At 57.8% G+C, this 22,218-nt stretch carries 14 protein-coding genes; 2 read left to right on the top strand and 12 right to left on the bottom strand.

From position 1 onward, the window contains the following. Nucleotides 1-21 precede the first annotated feature (21 nt). The 8 genes from AC559G_RS16195 to chaB all read right to left on the bottom strand — a co-directional run bounded on the left by AC559G_RS16195 (nt 22) and on the right by chaB (nt 7,737). A complete protein-coding gene (locus tag AC559G_RS16195) occupies nt 22-705 on the bottom strand; it encodes an ABC transporter ATP-binding protein (RefSeq protein ID WP_498913251.1) in 684 nt (227 codons plus the stop codon). Further along, complete coding sequence (locus tag AC559G_RS16190; RefSeq protein WP_121554030.1) at nt 702-1,550, bottom strand: ABC transporter ATP-binding protein; 849 nt, start codon at nt 1,548-1,550, stop codon at nt 702-704. Before AC559G_RS16190 ends, AC559G_RS16195 begins: the two co-directional genes overlap by 4 nt. Further along, nucleotides 1,540-2,409, bottom strand: coding sequence for an ABC transporter permease (locus tag AC559G_RS16185; RefSeq protein ID WP_095848401.1), 870 nt, complete (start codon nt 2,407-2,409; stop codon nt 1,540-1,542). The genes AC559G_RS16190 and AC559G_RS16185 overlap by 11 nt, the downstream gene beginning before the upstream one ends. Beyond that, nucleotides 2,406-3,452, bottom strand: coding sequence for an ABC transporter permease (locus AC559G_RS16180; protein WP_498913250.1), 1,047 nt, complete (start codon nt 3,450-3,452; stop codon nt 2,406-2,408). The genes AC559G_RS16185 and AC559G_RS16180 overlap by 4 nt, the downstream gene beginning before the upstream one ends. Then, the gene (locus tag AC559G_RS16175; RefSeq protein ID WP_438597333.1) at nt 3,452-5,020 is read right to left on the bottom strand and encodes an ABC transporter substrate-binding protein; all 1,569 of its coding nucleotides are present in this window, start codon (nt 5,018-5,020) and stop codon (nt 3,452-3,454) included. Before AC559G_RS16175 ends, AC559G_RS16180 begins: the two co-directional genes overlap by 1 nt. Nucleotides 5,021-5,252: 232 nt before the next feature. Next, nucleotides 5,253-6,206 carry an HTH-type transcriptional regulator Cbl gene (gene cbl, locus AC559G_RS16170; RefSeq protein WP_438597334.1) on the bottom strand — a complete coding sequence of 318 codons (954 nt, stop codon included), beginning with the start codon at nt 6,204-6,206 and terminating at the stop codon, nt 5,253-5,255. Nucleotides 6,207-6,493: 287 nt separating this feature from the next. Beyond that, a complete protein-coding gene (locus AC559G_RS16165) occupies nt 6,494-7,189 on the bottom strand; it encodes a gamma-glutamylcyclotransferase (protein ID WP_498913249.1) in 696 nt (231 codons plus the stop codon). A gap of 320 nt (nt 7,190-7,509) precedes the next feature. Further along, complete coding sequence (chaB, locus tag AC559G_RS16160; protein ID WP_498913248.1) at nt 7,510-7,737, bottom strand: putative cation transport regulator ChaB; 228 nt, start codon at nt 7,735-7,737, stop codon at nt 7,510-7,512. 670 nt (nt 7,738-8,407) lie between these two features. On the opposite strand from chaB, the gene chaA reads away from it, so the two are divergent. Further along, entirely contained in the window at nt 8,408-9,508 is a 1,101-nt protein-coding gene (chaA, locus tag AC559G_RS16155) for a sodium-potassium/proton antiporter ChaA (protein ID WP_462613717.1), read from the top strand. Nucleotides 9,509-9,639: 131 nt separating this feature from the next. Here chaA and phoH read toward each other — a convergent pair whose 3' ends face one another. From phoH to putP, 4 genes are all read right to left on the bottom strand, one after another. Further along, entirely contained in the window at nt 9,640-10,428 is a 789-nt protein-coding gene (gene phoH, locus AC559G_RS16150; protein ID WP_095848389.1) for a phosphate starvation-inducible protein PhoH, read from the bottom strand. A 722-nt stretch (nt 10,429-11,150) separates the two neighbouring features. Further along, complete coding sequence (locus AC559G_RS16145; protein WP_498913247.1) at nt 11,151-13,544, bottom strand: glucose/quinate/shikimate family membrane-bound PQQ-dependent dehydrogenase; 2,394 nt, start codon at nt 13,542-13,544, stop codon at nt 11,151-11,153. A 199-nt stretch (nt 13,545-13,743) separates the two neighbouring features. Beyond that, nucleotides 13,744-15,897, bottom strand: a complete 2,154-nt coding sequence (gene pqqU, locus AC559G_RS16140) for a TonB-dependent receptor (protein ID WP_498913246.1) — start codon at nt 15,895-15,897, stop codon at nt 13,744-13,746. Between the two features lie 369 nt (nt 15,898-16,266). Continuing rightward, the gene (gene putP / locus AC559G_RS16135; RefSeq protein ID WP_498913245.1) at nt 16,267-17,751 is read right to left on the bottom strand and encodes a sodium/proline symporter PutP; all 1,485 of its coding nucleotides are present in this window, start codon (nt 17,749-17,751) and stop codon (nt 16,267-16,269) included. Between the two features lie 489 nt (nt 17,752-18,240). Here putP and putA point away from each other — a divergent pair, with 489 nt between their 5' ends. Then, the gene (gene putA, locus AC559G_RS16130; protein WP_498913244.1) at nt 18,241-22,215 is read left to right on the top strand and encodes a trifunctional transcriptional regulator/proline dehydrogenase/L-glutamate gamma-semialdehyde dehydrogenase; all 3,975 of its coding nucleotides are present in this window, start codon (nt 18,241-18,243) and stop codon (nt 22,213-22,215) included. Nucleotides 22,216-22,218 lie beyond the last annotated feature (3 nt).

Below are 22,218 nucleotides of genomic sequence, written 5' to 3'. Positions count from 1 at the left end.
ATGCGCCCGGGAAAGACATGTTCAGATGGCGCTTTCATGCACCAGCCGCCCCTGCGCCATCGTCACTGCGCGATCGCACATATGGTCGATCACATCCGCATCGTGGCTAACCAACACCATGGTCAGATCGCCGGCCTGTTTCAAATCGTTAAGCAGGTTGAGGATCTCGGCCTGCACTGACATATCCAGCGCAGAGGTGGGCTCATCCAGCAACAACAGTTTGGGCTTGAGCAACAGGGCGCGCACAATAGCTACCCGCTGGCGCTGGCCGCCGGAAAGCTGGTGCGGGTAACGCGCCATCAAGCGTGGATCAAGCCCCACGCGCCGGAACCCCTCGGCGATCTGTTGTTCGATATTCGCTTCACGCAATAATTTTAGCGGCTCCGCCAGCGTGCGCAGCAGTGTATGCTTGGGGTGCAGCGAGGCGTAAGGATCCTGGAACACCATTTGCACTTCACGCCGCAGCGGGCCGGTAAATGCCTGGCCCGGCGTCAGATCGCGCCCCAGCAGTTGGAACCGCCCCTGCCAGTTGCCGTTCAGCCCGGCCAGCACCCACAGCAGCGATGATTTTCCGCAGCCGGAAGGCCCCACCAGGCCGAAACACTCTCCCTGTTCCACCTTCAGGCTAACGCCATGCACCACGGTGCGTAGTTCATCCCCCTGGCGATGGCTCACGCTCAGGTTTTCCAGTGCAATCACGCTCATTTCAACGCCTCCAGCAGTGAGCGATCCAGCACCGGCAACCGCTGACCGTGCGTGGCCCGGCTCGGCCGGCAGGACCATAACGTGCGGGTATAAGGGTGCGTGGCGTGCGCCAGTTGATTTGCCGGCAGTTGATCCAGAATGTCGCCCTTGTACATCACCAACACCCGTTCGCAGTATTGCGCCACCTGTTGCAAATCGTGGCTGATGAGGATCAGCCCCATATTGCGCTGTTCCACCAGTTTCTCTATCAGTTGCAGCACCTGTTCGCGCATTTGGTGATCCAGCGCGGAAGTCGGCTCATCCGCAATCAACAACTGCGGATCGTTTATCAACGCGATCGCCAACATCACCCGCTGCCCCATACCGCCGGAAAGCTGATGGGGGTAGCGCTGGCTCAGGCCACGCGGATCCGGCAGCCCGACCGCCGCCAGCATATCCAGCACTTTTTCGCGGCGCGCGGCGCGCCCCAGCCGGCTATGTAAACGCAGCGGCTCTTCCACCTGCCAGCCAATCGGCCGCGCCGGGTTCAATGCGTATTTCGGATCCTGCAGCACCATCGCCACCTGCTGGCCGCGCAGCCGGTTCCACTGGCGCTCACCGAGCCTGATAAGATCGTTGCCGGCCAGCGCCAGCCGCTGCGCCTGCAGCGACAACGACGGCGGCAACAGCCCCATCAGCGCGCGCGCCGTCAGCGACTTGCCGGAACCGGATTCCCCCACCAGCGCCAGGCGCTCCTGGCCCATGCTGAACGAAATCCCCTTTACCAGTTCAACCGGTTGGGCGGCGCGCAGCCGCACCGAAAGGCGCTCAACGGCTAATAATGTGTTATCAGTTTCAGTTTGCATGGCGTGGATCCATTTTGTCGCGCAGGCCGTCGCCCAGCAGGTTAAACGCCAGGCTGGCGAACAGTATTGCGCCGCCGGGGGCGGCAGCCACCCACCATTGGTCAAAAATCACTTTGCTGCCTTCCGCCACCATTGAACCCCACTCGGCGGTAGGCGGTTGCACGCCCATGCCAAGAAAGCCCAACCCGGCGGCGGAAAGAATGATGCCCCCCAGGCTCAGTGCCGCGCGCACCACGGCGCTGGGCAAACAGAGCGGCAGAATATGCCCGGCCATCAGCCGCAGGCCGTTGATCCCCTGCATGCGCGCCGCCGCCAGATAGTCGCTGCGGCGCAGTGCCAGCGTTTCCGCCCGCGCCTGGCGCGCAAAGGAAGGCCAACTGGTCAGCGCCAGCGCCAGGGCGCCGTTCATCAGGCCCGGCCCCAGCACGGCGACGAACGCCAGCGCGATCACCAAACTCGGCAGCGACAGGAAAATATCGGTAATACGCATCAGCACGCGCTCAACCCAACCGCCGAGATAACCGGCGCAAATCCCCACCACCAGCCCGATAGGGATCGTCAGCAGCAGGATCAGCGCCACCAGAATCAGCGTGGGTCGCGCGCCGTAGATCACGCGCGAAAGCAAATCACGGCCAAAGCCATCGGTGCCCAGCCAGTGCTGCGCCGAGGGCGCCAGCAGGCGCAGCTCAATGTGTTGAATGTTCGGATCGAACGGCGCCAGCCAGGGCGCCAACAGCGCCGTCAGCAGTAGAACGGCCACCAGCGCGCCGCCCACCGCCAGCGTAGTGATACGCCGCCGTGCGAAGGCGCCCGGCGCGGGTTCGTTCTGCGGTTCATGTTCAGATAAATATTGGCTCATCGGGTTCTGGGATCCACGGCATAAGTTAAAGCATCCGCCAGCGCGTTCAGCAACACGAAACAGGTGCCGATCAGCAACGTTGCCCCAAGAATCGCCGGCGTATCGGCGGCGAACAGCGCATTGGTCAAATAGCGCCCTACGCCCGGCCAGGCGAACACGGTTTCTGTCAGCACCGCCCCTTCCAGCAGGCTGGCATAAGACAGCGTGAGTACGGTGATCAGCGTGCCGAGCACGTTGGGGAATACGTGGCGCAACAGGATCCGCACCCGGCCGGCTCCTTTGGCGCGCGCCAGCGTCACGTACTCCTTATTGCACTCTTCCAACATCGCGGCGCGCAGCAGCCGGGTAATGCCGGCCATCGACAGCAACGCCAGCGCCACCACCGGCAGCCACAGGTGCATCAGCGCGTTGTAAAAGATCTCACGGTCGCCGGAAAGCCAGGCATCAATCAGGATAAACCCCGTGCGCGATTCCATGGTGTAAAGGTAGATATCGTCCAACCGCCCCGGCCCCGCCGACCAATGCAGCGTGGCGTAGAACAGCAGCATGCCAAGCAGGCTCAGCCAGAAAATCGGCACCGAATAGCCCAGCAGCGAAACCAGGCGGGCGGCGTTGTCCAGCAAACTCCCCGGTTTGTACACCGCCAGCAGCGCCAGCGTGATGCCGCACAGCGCCCCCAGGATAATGGCGCAGGTGGCCAACTCCACCGTCGCCGGGAAGGTACGCAACAAATCGCTTAGCACCGGCTGGCCGGTGGTGCGCGAAATGCCCATGTCGCCGTGCGCCAAATGCACCAGGTAGCGCCAGAACTGCACCGGCAGCGGTTGGTCCAGCCCCAGATCGTGGCGCACCTGCGCATAGGTGGCTTCACTGGCGTGATCGCCAGCAATCTGCAACGCCGGATCGATCGGCGCCAAGTGCGAAAGTATAAAGGTGAACAGCAGCAGGCCCAGCAGCGTCAATACCAGGGAAGCTGCGCCCTCCAGCAGCCGCTGCGCCCAGCGCCAGCGTTGCCGGGCGCGGGCGGTCAAACCCAGCGCCATTATTTGCTGACCTGGCTGTAGAACACCATGTCAGGATTAATGCCCTGCACATAGCCTTTCAGGTTATCGCGCACGGCAATCAGGCTGCGCGCCTGCAGGCCAATCACGAACGGCGAGCTTTGCTGTACCGATTTTTGCAGCGCCTGATAATCCGCCGTGCGTTTGGCGCCGTCGCTTTCTGCAATCGCCGCCAGCGTCAGCTTATTGAGTTCTGGGATCTGCCAGTTCGCGCGCCAGGCCAGAGTCTTACTGCCATCTTCCGGGTTATAGGCAAAGGCGGCGGCATTGGTATTCGGATCAAAGTAATCCGGGCCCCACGAGGTCAGGGTGGCTTCATATTGATGCGATCTGACCCTGGTCGATACCTGCGAGCTGATGCCTGGCACCAGTTCCACCTTCACGCCGGCCTGCGCGAAGCTGGCCTGCAGCGCTTGGGCGATATCCAGGTACGGCGGTTGGTTAGTGACATCCAGCCGGAAGCTGACATTGTTCAAACCGGCCTTCGCCAGGATCTGTTTGGCTTTTTGCGGGTTATAACTGTAGGGCTGGTCTGTCAGCGCGCCTGGATAACCATTAGGCAGGAATGCCTGATGGCTTTGGAACTGGCCTTTCAACAGATCGTTGGCGATGCCGTTATAGTCAAACAGCCAGCGCGCCGCTTCCCAAAACGCCGGGTTGCCCAACGCCGGCGAAGCCTTGGCATTGAACTGCAGGAAATACAGCGAAGCGTATGGAATCGCCAGCGGCTTAACGCCCGGCTTGTTGGCCAGCGCCGCCATCTGATCGGCGCCCAGGTTGCGCGCCATATCGGCATCCCCCTGCTCCAGCAACAGGCGGCGCGCCGCCGGATCCGGCACGTTTTTGATCAGCACGGTTTTCAGCTTGGGCGCGCCTTCCGGTGAGCTGGGGTTGGCCGCCAACACCACCACTTCATGTGGCACATAGTTCTGGATTTTATACGGGCCGCTACCGGCGGAATGGGCGCTCAGCCATTGATTGCCCAGATCACTCCCTTTCTGGTGCGCCAACGCCTCTTTGGCGTCGACGATGGAAGACACCGGCGCCGACAGCAGGCTTAGCACAAACAGCGGGCTAACGTTCGCGGTCCAGCTCACTTTCACCGTGTGATCGTCGACTTTGGCGATCAGGCCATCGATATTCTGCGCATTCCAGCCCAGTTGGGTGAGGATGAACGCAGGCTCCAGGTTGAGTTTCACCACCCGTGAGAGTGAGAAAATCACGTCTTCCGGGCGCAGCGGGTTGCCGCTGGCGAAGGTGGCGCCTGGGCGCAGGGTAAAGGTCAGGCTGCGGTTGTCACTGCCCGTTTGCCAGTGGCTGGCCAGCGTGGGCTTGAGATCGACCGGGTTATGCGGATCCGATTGCACCAGGCGCTGATACAGATTATTGATGGCCTGGATGGTGGTCAGTTCAGAACCCTGCGCCGGATCAAAGCTGATGGCGTCATCAATCGACTGCGCCACCACCAGCGCATTGGCCGGCGTTGCCGCCTGTAGCGAAAAACTGGATGCCATTGCCAAAAACACCAGGGATGGGATAAAAACTTTCATCAAAAACGCTCCAACCAAATGGAATATATTATAATTTCGCGAGTCTAGGCGAGCACTATAGGTATGCGAAAGTCTATTAACAACTAAATATATTCCCAGAAAGAATATGAAAATGATTTTGATTATATTCTGGATTATTTATGGCGAAAAAGCCGCCATAGTGGGTTTTTCCCGGGCCTTATGGCCCGGAAATATGCCAGTATTGACGCCCGGCATCACCACCGCAGAGGGGTTAGATTTGGTAGTCGATCGCCGACTCAATCGAAGAGGAAAAGACCTGATCCTTGATCTCGGTGAGCGTCAGGGTCGGGTTGCACAGCTGGATAAAACGCCAGGCGAAGTTACGCTGTAACTGGCCGCGTTTTACCCCGAGCCAAACAGTGTTCGGCTCAAACAGGTGCTCCGCATTGATGCAGACCAGGCCGGTATCGCGCTCTTTCTCATACGACATGTCCGCTAGCACGCCCACGCCCAGCCCCAGCTCCACATAAGTTTTAATCACGTCGGAATCCTGGGCGCTGAGCGCGATGTCCGGCGTCAGGCCCGCCGCCTTGAATGCGGCATCCAGGCGCGAACGGCCGGTGATGCCCTGGCGGTAGGTGATCAGCGGCAGCGTGCTGAGCATTTCCAGCGTCACCTGCGGCTGTTTGGTCAACTCATGCCCTTCCGGCACCAGGATGGCATGGTGCCAGCGGTAGTAAGGGAACGCGGCCAACGCTTCGGCATTCATTAGCCGCTCGCTGGCGATGCCGATGTCGGCTTCCCCGGCGGCCAGCATGGAAACAATCTCTTCCGGGCTACCCTGGTTTAACACCACGCGCACACGTGGGTACAGCGCGCGGAATTCCTTAATCACCCCTGGCAGGCTGTAGCGCGCCTGGGTGTGGGTGGTGGCGATATGCAGTTGGCCGCCGTCCTCGCTGCTGAACACGTTAGCCAGACGGCGGATGTTATTGGCATCGTTGAGGATACGCTCCGCCACCACCAGTAACTCTTTCCCCGGCTCGGTCATGCCTAATAACCGTTTGCCGCGCCGGATAAATATTTCAATACCCAGTTCTTCTTCCAGTTCGCGAATATGGCGGCTGACGCCGGATTGCGAAGTAAATAAAGTATTGGCCACTTCCGTCAGGTTGTAGTTGCAGCGTGCCGATTCGCGGATAATTTTTAATTGTTGAAAGTTCATACTCCCCCCTTGCCTTACAAAACCGTTAGCAATATTGATACGTAGTCATTACCGTGCTAACAAATAAGAAATACTATTTACTTATGCTTTTTTATGCTAAGTGGGGATTTCCCGCACGCTGCCTGAATACGTGCCGCGCAGAAAAGAATGAATCGTGTTAAGAATTAATGGGATAAATAACACTAAAAAAAGGAGGGATAAAAATCTGCTGGCCAGAAAAGTTATTATTTATAGGGATCGGATATAACCGACCGTTGGCTTACAGGGGGCAATACGCCCCCTGCTGCTTATGCCGTTGCCTCGCCGCCTAACTGACCAGCGGTATTCTCCTGCAGCCACTGGCGAACATAGTTAACCAGCTCGCCGATGCAATCGTCCTTCATCCCCTGGTTTTGCAATTCGTTTTCCAGGGCAAAAAGATACTGCGCATTGGTGCCGAGTGGGCCGCTGGCGCGCGCGATCAGCGGGGCGATAACCTGGTGGCGCACATCTTCTTCAAACAACGGGTGCTGCGGGTTCATCACAAACACCAACGCCGTCACCACCTGCCCGTCTTCCAGCGACAAATCGCACCAGGTGGGCAGGTAACAACCGGTGAGCATTTCACGCTTCCACAACAGCTCTAGCTCTTCGCGCAGCGTAGCTTCCGGCAGACGGAACGCCAGGCCGGTGGTGCAGCCCCCTTCCTTAAGCGCCAGCATACGGCCCGGCCGGTGCAGCGTGCCGCGCCCGGCCGTCAACCGCAAACAGAAAGCGCGGTGCCAGCCTTGCAAGGTGGCGCGCCGCACCTCTTCGGCTTCAAACAACGGGTTCCACATCAGCGAACCATAGCCAAAAATCCAGACCGGGCTGTTATCAGGACGACGTGACAATGTACAATCTAACGAGGCCAAACGCTGTTCTGTTGTCAGCAACAGCGCGTCATCAATGGTACCGAACGCCGTTTTACAATCTGCTTTTTTCAGAAAATCTCGCGTTAACACCTGTTTACCACCTCCTGAGAAACCAGTTTGCCCAATTTCTCTTAAACCCCCTTCATGCATCACGTTGCCCGTGTGTTGGGCCAGCGTAAGCACGATTCAAAACGCGTTACCCTGCGGCTTGAATTATTTGGGGTATACAACTCAAATCATTAACCCTTCGATAATTTGGTGCGCGTATATTTATTTATATCGCGGCGCCACAATGTAAATGACATTATTCTTTTCCGGCGTGGCGATCAAGTTTCGCGGCAGGTTTCGCTTAAAAAAGCAGGAACCCAATGATAATAATATTAATTCCGCACCACCGGCGGGCTACGCCCTCACTTTTTATGCCAGCGTTCATCGTTGCCTTTGCGATAAACCTGTTTTACCGCCGCCCAGGCAACCTTATGCGCTGTGGTTTCACGCGAATCATCACCGCGCCGGTCTTCTGCATCTTTATACTCATCCCAGGCGCTGTTAAATGCTTCCTTATAGATTTCCTGTGCATGTTCAGGCAAAACGTTTTTTACACTTTCCGGCAATGCGCTTTTATTTTTATACGGCATGATATTCTCCTTTTCTGGACATCTTCTGATTCTAGATGCCACATTGCCCACTCTCAACTTGCAAATAATTCTCATTTTTAATAACAATGATATCGCCAACAAACCGAAGTATCATGGAGAGCAGTTCCCGGTCCGCGCTGTTGAAGCGCCGTGCCGTTGGTTCCACTCCTCACGGGTGATTTCCCACAATTCCGTGTCCAGAACCCCTGCCACATCCTCCCCTTTGAAGAAATCAAGCCGATTCAATACTCAAAGTGCAACCGTAATCAGCAGTATGCGATTCCCTACTGACGAGAACCGCTAAATAAAGAGAATTATCATCAAAAACGGCACCAAGTCGGGGGGAATATCGATAGTTGACAGGCCAATACCGCGTTAGCCAGCCGGCTAATTATCGCCATTAGTCACTTTTTTATGCCACTGATGTTGGAAAAGTGTTTATGTTCGTAAAAGTAAGTAAATAAAACCGCATCAGTTGCGTTTTTTTTGTTAACCTAGTCACATAAAGCAAGTGATTGCTTTTTCAAGTTAAAACAACATCACATCTTTAACCCGGCACGGCACTCAGGGTGTATCCTATTATCAATCACTTTCTGAACGCGCAGAGCCGCCTGTTAACCGGCATTCTGCGATGACGGAGCCACGCGGTTTGAGAAGGAGAAAAACAACAATGCAGTCACAACACGATACCGAGCGCTCAAAATCCCGCCACAGTGAAATTTCACTGATATTCCCGGTTGTGGCGCTGGCGGTTCTGAGCATTTGGGGCACCACCGCGAATATGCCATTGATTGTCGGCATCAATGTGCTGGCCCTGATCGGTATCCTCAGCAGCGCCTTCAGCGTGGTTCGCCATGCCGACGTGCTCGCCCATCGCCTGGGCGAGCCCTATGGTTCACTGATTCTCAGCCTATCCGTAGTCATTTTGGAAGTCAGCCTGATTTCCGCCCTGATGGCCACCGGCGATGCCGCGCCAGCACTGATGCGCGATACGCTCTACTCCATCATTATGATTGTGACCGGCGGCCTGGTGGGCTTTGCCCTGCTGCTTGGCGGGCGCAAGTTCGCCACCCAGCACGTTAACCTGAGCGGCATCAAACAGTACCTGATGGCAATTTTTCCACTGGCAGTGATTGTGCTGGTGCTGCCGAGCGCCCTGCCCGGCGGCAATTTCAACACGGCCCAGGCGCTGTTGGTGGCGGCAATTTCCGCCGCCATGTACGGCGTGTTCTTAATCATTCAGACCAAAACGCACCAAAGCCTGTTCGTTTATGAACACGAAGACGACGATGGCGATCCGCATCACGGCAAGCCTTCGTCCCACAGCAACACCTGGCACGCCGCCTGGCTGATTGTGCACCTGGTTGCGGTTATCGCGGTAACCAAGTTCAACGCCGGCCCTCTGGAAGGGCTGCTGACCAAATTGAATGCGCCGGCACAGTTCACCGGCTTCCTGGTGGCGTTGCTGATCCTATCGCCTGAAGGCCTGGGCGCATTGCGCGCCGTGCTGAACAACCAGGTGCAACGCGCCATGAACCTGTTCTTCGGCTCGGTGCTGGCGACCATCTCGCTGACCGTACCGGCGGTGACCATCATCGCCACGCTGACCGGCCAGACGCTGATTTTCGGCATGCAGGCGCCGCATATGGTGGTGATGCTGGCCGTGCTGATGCTGTGCCACATTTCATTCTCCACCGGCCGCACCAACGTGCTGAACGGCACCGCGCACCTGGCGCTGTTCGCCGCCTATATGATGACGATTTTCGCCTGATCGAAAACGCCCAGGGGGCCAACGGACGTATGCCAGCCGGCAAAGAACCGGCTGGCATTTTTTATGCCTGAATAACGGCCAGGAAAAAGGCCGCCGCGGCGGCCTTAGTTCGACAGGAAAAGCAGTGAGGGTTAGCTGTAGGCATGGAGCGTGCGCTGGCACAGGGCCGAGCGCACACAGTCTTGTTTTTCAAAGCGGATAATACCGACCATCTCGTCCTCTTCGAAGCGTTCAAGCGCATCGCTGAGGCCGGATTTTACCCCGCGCGGCAGGTCGCACTGGGTGATATCCCCGTTGACGATCACCGTCACGTTCTCGCCCAGACGGGTCAGGAACATTTTCATCTGGCTGGCGGTCACGTTCTGGGCTTCATCCAGGATCACCACCGCATTTTCAAACGTACGGCCGCGCATATAAGCAAACGGCGCGATCTCCACCTTGCCGATTTCCGGGCGCAGGCAGTATTGCATAAAAGACGATCCTAAGCGGCGCAGCAAAATATCGTACACCGGGCGGAAATAAGGGGCGAATTTCTCAGAAATATCCCCGGGCAAAAAGCCAAGGTCTTCATCCGCCTGCAGAACCGGACGGGTAACAATTATCCGATCCACCTCTTTATGGATAAGGGCTTCAGCCGCTTTGGCGGCGCTGATGAATGTTTTGCCGCAGCCGGCTTCGCCGGTGGCAAATATCAACTGTTTATTTTCTATGGCTAATAAGTAATGACCTTGAGCTTCGGTTCTCGCCTCAATAGGGGATGTATCGCGCTTATCCCGCGCCATGCCGATAGACTCGACGCCCCCCATTTGTACCAGCGAAGTAACGCTTTCTTCTTCAAGCTGGCGATGACTACGAGCGTCACGACGAATGACGCGTTTCGCTTCACGACGTGCTTTGATCACTGCTTTCTGTCTTCCCATAGTGGCACCTTACAGTTTGGTTCACCTACCGCAACGGCATTGCCGTGCGATCATGTTTACAAGCAGACTGTCGCCTCCTTCACAACCAATATAAGCCAACGGAAATGGTGAATGCGCGGCAATTGCGTTGTGCCGTGGTTCACCGGACATGGGTATATAAAGAGGGGTGTTATAAGCTGAATGATGATGCGCGAAAAGCTGAAAACTGACGGAAAAAAGAGAGTCGGGGATAAGCCCCGTGTTACAACAGGAAATCGGGAAAGGTATATCGTTTTTTCTTGCCAGCCCAAACATGGACTTTACCATTAGCGATCCCCGCAGTGATATTTGCAGCTCCAGGCTGCGCACCGTGTGAAAACTACCGCCAGATGATTACAGTATAATGACAATTCAAACCTGTGCGTTATCGAAAAGTAAAAAAATTAATTGCTGCCGTTTTCAACTAACGCAAAATTACTATATCACGCCGTTCAGCTTTCGCCACAAAAACTTCACCCTCCTTATAAAACAGTCTATTACGATTAAAATCAGCAGATGACATTTCCGTTTCCTGATTAAAAAAAACGCAAACAAAAAAAACGCCCTGCGCGTATCTCAAACGGCAAGTGTAAGCTGGCGTACATTTTTCACCCAACCCAATAATGAAAAAGGCGGGAAAGCTCCCGCCCTGAAACTTGTTTGCCGCTAGCGCCGGTTTGTATCAGCCAAACCGGCGATGCGATTTATTTACTGTCCGGCAATGCATAGGCAATCACATAATCACCACGCTGCGGCGATTGGCGCGCGCCGCCTGCGCTGATAATAATGTATTGCTTGCCATTTTTCGGCGAGACGTAGGTCATTGGCCCCGACTGGCTACCGACAGGCAGACGTTCTTTCCAGATTTCTTTACCGGTTGCGGTATCAAACGCACGCAGATAGAAATCCTGGGTACCGGCAAAGAACAGCAAACCGGCTTGGGTAGAAAGGCTGGCGCCCAGCGTCGGCATACCGACTTCCATCGGCATACGCATCTTGATACCCAGCGGCCCGGTATCCTGCACCGTACCCACCGGTACCTGCCACACCAGCTTGCCGGATTTCAAATCAACCGCAGACATGGTGCCGAACGGCGGCTTCTGGCAAGGGATGCCAAGCGGCGACAGGAAGCGCTCACGCACGGCGCCATAAGGGGTGCCCTCCATCGGCACCAGGCCCATTTCAATGCCGCTGGCGCCGGTCGGTACTTTGCTGCGCGGCACCATATAGTTGGCCAGCCCCAGACGCATATCGTTGACGAACATAATCGCATTGTTCGGATCAACCGAAACGCTGCCCCAGTTCATTCCACCCAGGGAACCAGGGTATTGCAGCGAGCGATCCAGCCCTGGCGGCGTATAAACCCCCTGGTGGCGCATGCCTTTAAACTCAATGCGGCACAGCAGTTGATCGAGCGGCGTTGCCCCCCACATGTCGGATTCCGACAGCGTTTCATTGCCGATATTCGGCATACCCACGGAGTAAGGCTGGGTTTTCGAATAGCGTTCGCCTGGGACGCTGCCTTGCGGCACCTCGCGGTCTTCAACCTTGGCCACTGGCTGGCCGGTTTCCCGGTTCAGCATGAAGATCATGCCCTGCTTGCTGGTCTGCACCAGTACCGGCGTTACGCCGCCGTTACCGTCGGGCAGATCGTAAAGCAATGGCTGCGACGGCAGGTCAAAGTCCCACAGATCGTGGTGCGTGGTTTGGTAATGCCACCGCACCTGGCCGGTTGCCGCATCTACCGCCACCACGGAAGAGTTGTATTTATCATCCAGCGCGGTACGCTCGCCGCCGAAGAAATCCGGCGTTGCATTGCCGGTTGGCAGGTAAATCAGGTTCAGCTTGGCATCATACGCCATGGCAGACCAAACGTTCGGTGTGCCGCGGGTATAGGTTTGCCCTTCCGGCGGCAAGCGCGTGATGGCCGGGTTACCCGGATCCCATGCCCAAGCCAGTTCACCGGTATGCACATCATAGGCGCGCACCACACCAGGGGGTTCGCCCGTGGAGTAGTTATCCGCTACGCGCCCGCCGACCACCACCACGTTGCCGGCAACCAGCGGCGTTGAGGTTTGCTGGTAATAGCCCGGTTTCACTTCGCCCATACCGACTTTCAGATCGACAATGCCGTTGGCGCCGAAATCTGCACAAGGCTGTCCGTTATCGGCATTGATCGCAATCAGACGAGCATCGGTAGTCGGCAGGAACAAGCGGCGCGGGCAAACGGCGGCGACATGATTCGCCACCGCATCGCTTTGGCTCGGTGCCGGGTGTTCAGCATCCGCGTAATATCCCAGGCCACGGCAACGCTGCCAGTTCGGCGCCTGGGCTTTCGGATCGTACACCCATTGCTGTTTGCCGGTATCGGCCTCCAGCGACAACACTTTGCCATAGGCGGTGCAAACATACAGCGAGTTGCCGATTTGCAGTGGCGTGTTTTGATCTTCCGCGCCCGAGCCGTTGCTCTGTGGGATATCGCCGGTGTGGGCAACCCAGGCAACCTTCAACTGGTTAATGTTGGTTTTATTGATTTGGTCCAGCGCCGCAAAACGGTCGCCGTGGGTAGTGTTACCCCAGTGCTCCCAGTTTTTCTGCTCGCTACCCGGCGCAACCGGCTTCACCGGCACGTCTTCGCTGGCGGCCACGATCGGCGCCGGCACAAAGGTATAGCCAAAACCGGCCACCAGCGCGATCGCCAGCAGGGCCGCCAACACGTAGCTCGGTGCACCGCGCCCGGTGCCGCCTACCTGTTTTTTCAGCCACGGATAGGCCAACGCCACCAAAAACGCCAGCACGCCGAACATGAACAGGCGCGAGAAAAGCGGCCAGAAGGTCAGGCCTACATCCCACAGCGCCCAGGCGATGGTCAATACAAAGGCCAGCGCATACAGCCAGGCGCCGGCCGGTTTACGTTTAATGATAAGCACTGCGGCGATCAGCATCGCCAGCCCCATCAACAGAAAATACAGACTACCGCCCAGCGTCGCCAGGTAACCGCCGCCGATCGCCAGCGCCAGGCCGATAACCCCCATCAGGCCGCCCAGCAGCCAGATGAGGTATATCCCTATACTTCGTTTTCCACTTGAATTTGCCATATCTTCTCTCCCACCCACAGGTAGTGACGCCATTGTGGGTGCAATAGTTTTGATCCTATCCGCCATACTTCAAGTTGCAGCCGCGTTGCTTTTGCCCCTCGAATGTCTTTGGATATCTATCTACAGTTGCCATAGGTTGTTCAATTTCATTTCACCGCTGCTACGGCGTTAGTTTTATATGCCACATATCTAATTCCCTTTATTCAAAAGAATAGGCAACGCTCATACCGCCGCCCCAATTTCTGCCGGGCGCCGGTTCGAAATAGCGCCCATTGCTTTCATTTACAATCACAGAACCGACGTATTGCCGATCAAATACGTTGTCCACGCGGCCAAAGACGGTAAACAGCCAGTTGCCCATCGGATAGCGATAACCGGTATTCAACGATACGGTGGTATAAGACGGCGCCTGCGCCGTATTTTCGTCGTTGGCCTGGATATTGCTCATATAGCGAACCTCGGCGCCGGCGAACCAGCCGGCCGGCGGTGACCAGGCCAGTGAAGCGTAGCCCATATTGCGCGCGATGCCCGGCATCCGGTAGCCGCGCAGCACGCTGCTGTCGGCGCTGCATTCGCTGTCGCCGCAGACGTTGTCGCGGTAGCGGGCGTCCAGCAACGTCCAGGCCAACTGCAGGTGCCAGTCATAGGCGAACTGCTGGTCCAGCGCCAGCTCAAGGCCACGCCGCCGCGTCTGGCCGGCGTTCTTATAGCTGCTGCGGCCGTTGCTGCTTTCATCCACCACGATTTCATTTTTGGTGTTGGTCTGGAACATCGCGGCAGTGAACAAGCCATTGCCGATGCGGGTTTTGCTGCCCAGTTCCACCGTTTCGCTGGTTGACGGCTTCAGATCGAAGTTCAGCCCGGACAGGCCGCCGGAACGGTAAGAGAGCTCGTTGATGGTCGCCGTTTCAAAACCACGGCCGGCGGATACATACACATTCCACCCCGGCGTGACGGCATAGTTGAGCGAGGCGGCCGGTAACCAGCGGTGATAGCGGGCGCTGCCGCTGTCGTCGCCGTTGCTGCCGGTGACATAAAAATCGTTGGAATCGAAATTGACGGTGCTAAAGCGCACGCCGGCATCCAGCGTCAAGCGTGGCGTTAACTGCCAGGAGGTCTGCAGATAAGGATCCAGGCTCCACATCAGGTTGCGCTCGTTGCGGCGCAAATCACCCAAGGTGCCTAACTCCGTCACGCCATTGTTTACGGTAAAGTTTTCATAGCCCTTGCGGCGTTCCGTCATGGTTTCATAATCCAACCCGCCGGTCAGGGTGACGGGCACCGCGCCCAATTCGCCACGGTGCGTCCAGCGGGTATCAATCCCCTGATAACGGCGGGTGAGATCGATCACCCCGCCTGGGTGCTGATCGCTGCTTTGCTGCACCGAAGCCGGAATTGTCTGGTATTGCGTGGTTTCGCGTATCCCGGCGTACATCATCACGCTCAGATCGTCATTGGCGCTCATCTGGCGTTCATAATGCAGCCCGGCCTGGGTTTGCTTGGTGCTCTTGCGCGAATTGTACTGATCGGCCCGTGGCGCCTGGCGTGGGTTAGCGCGCCATTCGGCTTCGGTCAGGCCGCCGGGATCGTTGGCGTTGATATCCACACTGTTGAACAACAATGTCAGGGTGCTGACGTCATCAATCCGCACCCCCAGCTTGGCATTACCAAGGTTCTTTTGCGCACCGCTGTGATCGCGGTAGCCCTGGGTGGTAAAGCGCGTCGCAGAAACGGCGTAGTTCACATCGCCGGCGTGGGTCCCGTCGCCGGTGGCGCCGGTCGCTTTAAGCCCGTAGCGCCAGGTGCCGTCGCTGCCGACATACATCCCGGATTCAATGCGCGGCGGCTGCTGGCCCGTTTCTGTGACCACATTCACCATCCCGCCGGAAGCATTGCCGTACAGCGCTGAAAACGGCCCGCGCAGCACTTCCACCCGTTCGGCCGAGTTTAAATCAATATTCGACGTTTGCCCCTGCCCATCCGGCATCGTGGCCGGGATGCCATCGACATAGATCCGCACGCCGCGCACGCCGTACATCGAACGGGCGCCGAAGCCACGCACGGAAAGCTGCAGATCCTGGGCATAGTTTTGGCGGTTCTGGATCTGCACGCCAGGCACGCTGCCCAGGCTTTCAGAGAGGTTAATCTGCGGTTTGGCATCACGCAGCTGTTCGCCGTTGACCACGCCGACCGCCGCCGGCGTCGACAGTTCAGAAAGGCCTTCACGCTTTGCCGACACCACCATCGCCGAGGTGTCATCACTGTCCTGTGCAAAACAGACGGAAGCGGGCAACAATACAGGAATAAGGACGGCAGAAAACGCCGCCGTCTTTTTATGGGAGATATTTTTCATGAGGAAGGTGCCGTTAATGAACCCAGGTAAAATGAACCATTTGGAACACGAGTGGCGACATGTTAATACTTATAACATCCCATTGAAAAGAGTTAGCAACAATTTAAAACGCCAGCAACAAATCCCTCTGGGAAATTATTAATACAAATTAACGTATGTGCAACAGCAGCCCCGCACGATACGCCTAACAGCCATAACAGTCGCCATAATTAACAACAGGTTAAAGCGAATCCTTTTTTTAACCTTACTGTTTATTATCAGCACACGGAATGGATAAATCCAGTATATAAACCAGGCAATGATGGCAACCGGGTTGCCAATCCTTTACACACCACGGTGATTCCCCCCTGAGGGGGAACCCAAATACCGTTATACCGTTTTAAACTCCGCCTCGGCCTTGGCAAACCGTTCGGTCATCGCCGCAGAAGGCGCACGGCCCAGCAGGCTGACCGCCACGATAGCAATACAACCAAACAGGAAGCCGGGAATAATTTCATACAGATCCAGCCAGCCGTACTGTTTCCAGACCAACACCGTGATAGCGCCCACCAGCATCCCCGCCAGCGCCCCGTTGCGGGTCATGCGCGGCCACAGCACCGAAATCAGCACCACCGGCCCAAAGGCGGCGCCAAAACCGGCCCAGGCGTAACTCACCAGCCCCAGCACACGGTTTTCCGGATTAGCGGCCAACGCGATGGCAACCAGCGCCACCACCAACACCATCGCACGGCCAACCCATACCAGCTCACGCTGGCCGGCTCTTTTACGCAGGAAAGCCTTGTATAAATCTTCGGTAATGGCGCTGGAGCAGACCAGCAGTTGGCAACTGAGGGTGCTCATGACCGCCGCCAAAATCGCCGACAGCAGCACACCGGCCACCCACGGGTTGAACAGCAACATCGCCAGCTCGATGAACACCTGTTCGCCGTTTTGCGTTACGTTGGCGGCCTGGTGCGGGTTATTCGAGAAGTAAGCGATACCGAAGAAGCCGACGGCGATGGCTCCCACCAGACACAGGATCATCCACACCATGCTGATGCGGCGGGCGCTGCGGATCGTGTGGTGGGAATCTGCCGCCATAAAGCGCGCGAGGATATGCGGCTGGCCGAAGTAACCCAGCCCCCAGCCCAGCAGCGAAGCGATCGCCACCACGTTCAACCCTTTCAACATATCCGTATTGGCCGGGTTCTTGGCTTCAATTACCAGCATTGAGCTGTCGATCCCACCGACGGCGAAAATCACCATCAGCGGCGTCAGGATTAAGGCGAAAATCATCAGGCTAGCCTGCACGGTGTCGGTCCAACTTACCGCCAGGAAACCGCCCACGAAGGTGTAGGCGATAGTGGCGGCCGCACCGGCCCACAGCGCCGTGCTGTAACTCATGCCAAAGGTACTTTCGAACAGCCGGGCGCCGGCTACCACGCCGGAGGCACAGTAGATGGTAAAAAAGACCAGAATGACAATGGCAGAAATCACCCGCAGCAGCTTGCTGTTGTCCTCAAAGCGGCTGGTGAAATAATCCGGCAGCGTCAGGGCATTGTTGTTGGCCTCGGTATGCACCCGCAGCCTGCCCGCCACCAGTTTCCAGTTCAGATAGGCGCCAATGATCAGGCCGATGGCGATCCAGCTTTCGGAAATGCCGCTCAGGAAAATGGCGCCCGGCAGGCCCATCAGCAGCCAGCCACTCATATCCGATGCACCGGCGGAAAGCGCCGTCACCACGCTGCCCAGGCTGCGCCCGCCTAAAATATAATCATCGAAGTTATTGGTCGCCCGGTAGGCAAAGAAGCCGATCAATACCATCCCAAAGATATACACCAGGAAGGTCACCAGCATTGGTGTGCTCATTGTCATTTAATTCTCCAATTTCATTATTATTTGATCGCGATGTTTTCCACTGCTCACTGCACGCGCCGGAACGGGGCGAATTAAAGCAGCAGCGCGGGGGTCCTCTCCTCACGCCGGTTATCCTAGATGACACCCTTGTGAACCAACAAGAAATTTAACCCTGGGGTTACACAAAGTTTACCCTGCATCACATTCTCCCGGCGAAGGTTGCACCCGACAATCAACCTTAAATCAACTTAAACAAACGATAATTCACGCCATATAACGGTGATGACAGGGAATAAAACATCGTTCCCCCGCGTTAACAATTTAAAATGCCTCACACTTTGAAAAACGCATTGTTTTAACAGGGTTGCACAAAGTTGCAACATGCCCGATATTATCCCCATTCGACAGACACACAACCTATTCCCGCCGGCCGATAACAGCAGGCACATTGGCTCCCTGGAGCCCCTGCCTGAAGCGGGTAACCACAAATACAGGAGTTGGCGAAGTATGGGTACAACCACCATGGGCGTGAAACTTGATGAAGCCACACGCGAACGGATTAAGAGCGCGGCGCAACGTATCGATCGCACGCCACACTGGTTAATCAAGCAGGCCATTTTTAACTACCTGGAACGCCTGGAAAGCGGGGCCGATCTCCCTGAACTGCCGATATCAGCCAACAGCGCCCCGCAACAAGCGGACGATATTATGCAGCAAGAAACGGAGGAGGCACACCTGCCTTTTCTGGAATTTGCTGAACAGATTTTGCCGCAGTCAGTCACCCGCGCGGCCATTACCGCCGCCTACCGCCGCCCGGAAACAGAAACGGTGGCCATGCTGCTTGAACAGGCGCGTTTGCCAGCCGATCAAGCCGAAGCAACCCACCGCATGGCCTACCGCATCGCAGAGAAACTGCGCAACCAGAAAAACGCCAATGGGCGCGCGGGCATGGTGCAGGGGCTGCTGCAGGAGTTTTCCCTTTCATCGCAGGAAGGGGTAGCGCTTATGTGCCTGGCGGAAGCGCTGCTGCGCATCCCCGACAAGCCGACGCGTGACGCGTTGATCCGCGACAAAATCAGCACCGGCAACTGGCACTCCCACCTGGGCCACAGCCCTTCCCTGTTTGTCAATGCCGCCACCTGGGGCCTGCTGTTCACCGGCAAGCTGGTTGCCACCCATAACGAGGCCAACCTTTCCCGTTCGCTGAACCGTATCATCAGCAAAAGCGGCGAGCCGTTGATCCGTAAAGGGGTGGATATGGCGATGCGCCTGATGGGCGAACAGTTCGTCACCGGGGAAACCATCGCCGAAGCGCTGGCCAACGCCCGCCGGCTAGAGGACAAAGGCTTCCGTTATTCCTACGATATGCTGGGGGAAGCGGCGCTGACCGAAGCCGACGCACAGGCCTACCTGGTTTCTTACCAACAGGCGATCAATGCCATCGGCAAGGCCTCTAACGGCCGTGGCATTTATGAAGGGCCGGGGATCTCGATCAAGCTTTCAGCCCTGCATCCGCGCTATAGCCGCGCGCAGTATGAACGCGTGATGGGAGAACTCTATCCGCGCCTGCTGGCGCTCACCCTTATGGCGCGCCAGTATGATATCGGCATCAACATTGACGCCGAAGAGGCCGATCGCCTGGAGCTCTCGCTTGATCTGCTGGAAAAACTCTGTTTTGAGCCACAGTTGGCCGGCTGGAACGGCATCGGCTTTGTTATCCAGGCCTACCAGAAACGCTGCCCGCTGGTAATTGATGCGCTGATCGATATGGCCGCCCGCAGCCGCCGGCGCCTGATGATCCGACTGGTCAAGGGCGCCTACTGGGATAGCGAAATCAAGCGTGCTCAGATTGATGGCCTGGAAGGCTACCCAGTGTATACCCGCAAGGTGTATACCGACGTTTCCTACCTGGCCTGCGCACGCAAACTGCTGGCGGTGCCGAACCTGATCTACCCGCAGTTTGCCACCCACAACGCCCATACCCTCAGCGCCATCTACCATCTGGCCGGCAATAATTACTACCCGGGCCAGTATGAGTTCCAATGCCTGCACGGCATGGGCGAACCACTGTACGAACAGGTGGTGGGTAAAGTAGCCGACGGCAAGCTCAACCGGCCGTGCCGCATTTACGCCCCCGTCGGCACCCACGAAACCCTGCTGGCCTATCTGGTGCGCCGCCTGTTGGAAAACGGCGCCAACACGTCGTTCGTTAACCGCATCGCCGACAGCAGCCTGCCGCTTGATGAACTGGTGGCCGATCCGGTGCAGGCGGTTGAAGCCCTGGCGGCCAGCGAAGGCCAGGTCGGCCTGCCGCACCCGAAAATCCCCTTGCCGCGCGCGCTGTATGGTAAACAGCGCATCAATTCCAGCGGGCTGGATTTATCGAATGAACACCGGCTGGCATCGCTTTCCAGCGCCCTGCTCACCAGCGCCGCCCAGCAATGGCACGCCGCCCCCATCATCCATGCAGAGTTGGATCACGGCGTTGAACAACCGGTGATTAACCCGGCGGAGCCTGGCGATATCGTCGGCTATGTGCGTGAAGCCAGCCGTGAGGAAGTCAACCGTGCGCTGGATGCCGCCAACGCCGCCGGCCCGATTTGGTTCGCCACCCCGCCGGACGAACGCGCCGCGGTGTTGGAACGTGCGGCTGAATTGATGGAAGCACAGTTGCAAAACCTGCTCGGCATCCTGGTGCGCGAAGCCGGCAAAACCTTTGCCAATGCGATTGCCGAAGTGCGCGAGGCCGTCGATTTCCTGCGTTATTACGCCGCCCAGGTACGCCACGATTTTGCCAATGACAGCCACCGCCCATTGGGGCCGGTGATCTGCATCAGCCCGTGGAATTTCCCGCTGGCAATTTTCACCGGCCAGGTGGCCGCGGCGTTGGCGGCGGGCAACAGCGTGCTGGCTAAACCGGCGGAACAAACGCCGCTGGTGGCCGCACAGGCCGTGGAGATCCTGCTGGCCGCCGGTATTCCGCCGGGCGTTTTGCAACTGTTGCCCGGCCAGGGCGACAGCGTGGGCGCGGCTCTGGTTAGCGATCCGCGCACCCGCGGTGTCATGTTCACCGGCTCCACCGAGGTGGCCGGTATTCTGCAACGCGGCATCGCCGCCAACCTGGATCCGCAAGGCCGGCCGACGCCGCTGATTGCTGAAACCGGCGGCCTGAATGCAATGATCGTCGACTCTTCGGCGCTTACCGAACAGGTGGTGACGGATGTCGTCGCTTCCGCCTTCGATAGCGCCGGCCAGCGCTGTTCTGCGCTGCGGGTGCTGTGCATCCAAGAAGACGTGGCGGAGCACACCCTGCAAATGCTGCGCGGCGCCATGGCAGAGTGCCGCATGGGCAACCCGGAGCGCTTATCGACCGATATCGGCCCGGTGATCGACGCCGAAGCCAAGGCCAACATCGAAAACCATATCCGCGCCATGCGTGCCAAAGGGCGCAGCGTATACCAGGCGGCACGCGGCAATGCGCAGGAGGAAAACGAATGGGCGCGCGGCACCTTTGTGAAACCAACGCTGATTGAATTGGAAAGCTTCGGCGAATTGCAAAAAGAAATCTTCGGCCCGGTGCTGCACGTGGTGCGCTTCCAACGAGAAAATCTGGCTACGCTGATCGACGAGATCAATGCGGCCGGCTATGGCCTGACGCTGGGCATCCATACCCGCATTGATGAAACCATCGCCCGCGTTACGGAACGCGCCAAGGTCGGCAACCAGTACGTTAACCGCAATATGGTCGGCGCCGTGGTCGGCGTGCAGCCCTTTGGCGGCGAAGGGCTGTCCGGCACCGGGCCAAAAGCCGGCGGGCCACTGTACCTGTACCGTCTGTTGGCCAACCGCCCGGACGACGCCGTGCAGCGCACCCTGAATCGCCAGGATGGGGAGCAACCGGTGACAACCCCGGCGCAGGCCCCATGGCTGGCGGCGCACCAGGCGTTGGTTCAGTGGGCCAAAACCGCGAAGTTAGCCACGCTGGTTCCCCTGGCGCAGCGTTACGCCGAACTGAGCCAGAGCGGCACCGTGCGCCCGCTGCCCGGCCCCACCGGCGAACGTAACACCTATGCCCTGCAACCGCGCGAACGCGTGCTGTGCCTGGCGGACGAAGAAGGCGATGCCCTGGCCCAGTTGGCCGCCGTACTGGCCGCCGGCAACCGGGCGCTGTGGCCGGAAGCTGAGCTGCAACGCACGCTATACCACCGCCTGCCGGCCGAGGTGCAAGCGCGTATTGATTTCAGCAAGGAATGGCAAAGTGATGAACAGTGGGCATTTGATGCCGTCATCCACCATGGGGATGCCGATCAGCTTCGTACTCTGTGCGAACAGATCGCCGAACGCCGCGGCGCTATCGTTACCGTGCAGGGGTTTGCCCGCGGCGAAACCAACATCCAACTGGAACGCCTGTGGCTCGAGCGCTCGCTCAGCGTCAACACCGCCGCCGCCGGCGGCAATGCCAGCCTGATGACCATCGGCTAACCC

Origin of the sequence: Gibbsiella greigii, from assembly GCF_039540155.1 — a bacterium.
In the GTDB taxonomy this organism is placed as follows: domain Bacteria; phylum Pseudomonadota; class Gammaproteobacteria; order Enterobacterales; family Enterobacteriaceae; genus Gibbsiella; species Gibbsiella quercinecans.
Note: the sequence above shows the minus strand (reverse complement) of the source record. Positions and strands in the feature narration are given on the sequence as shown.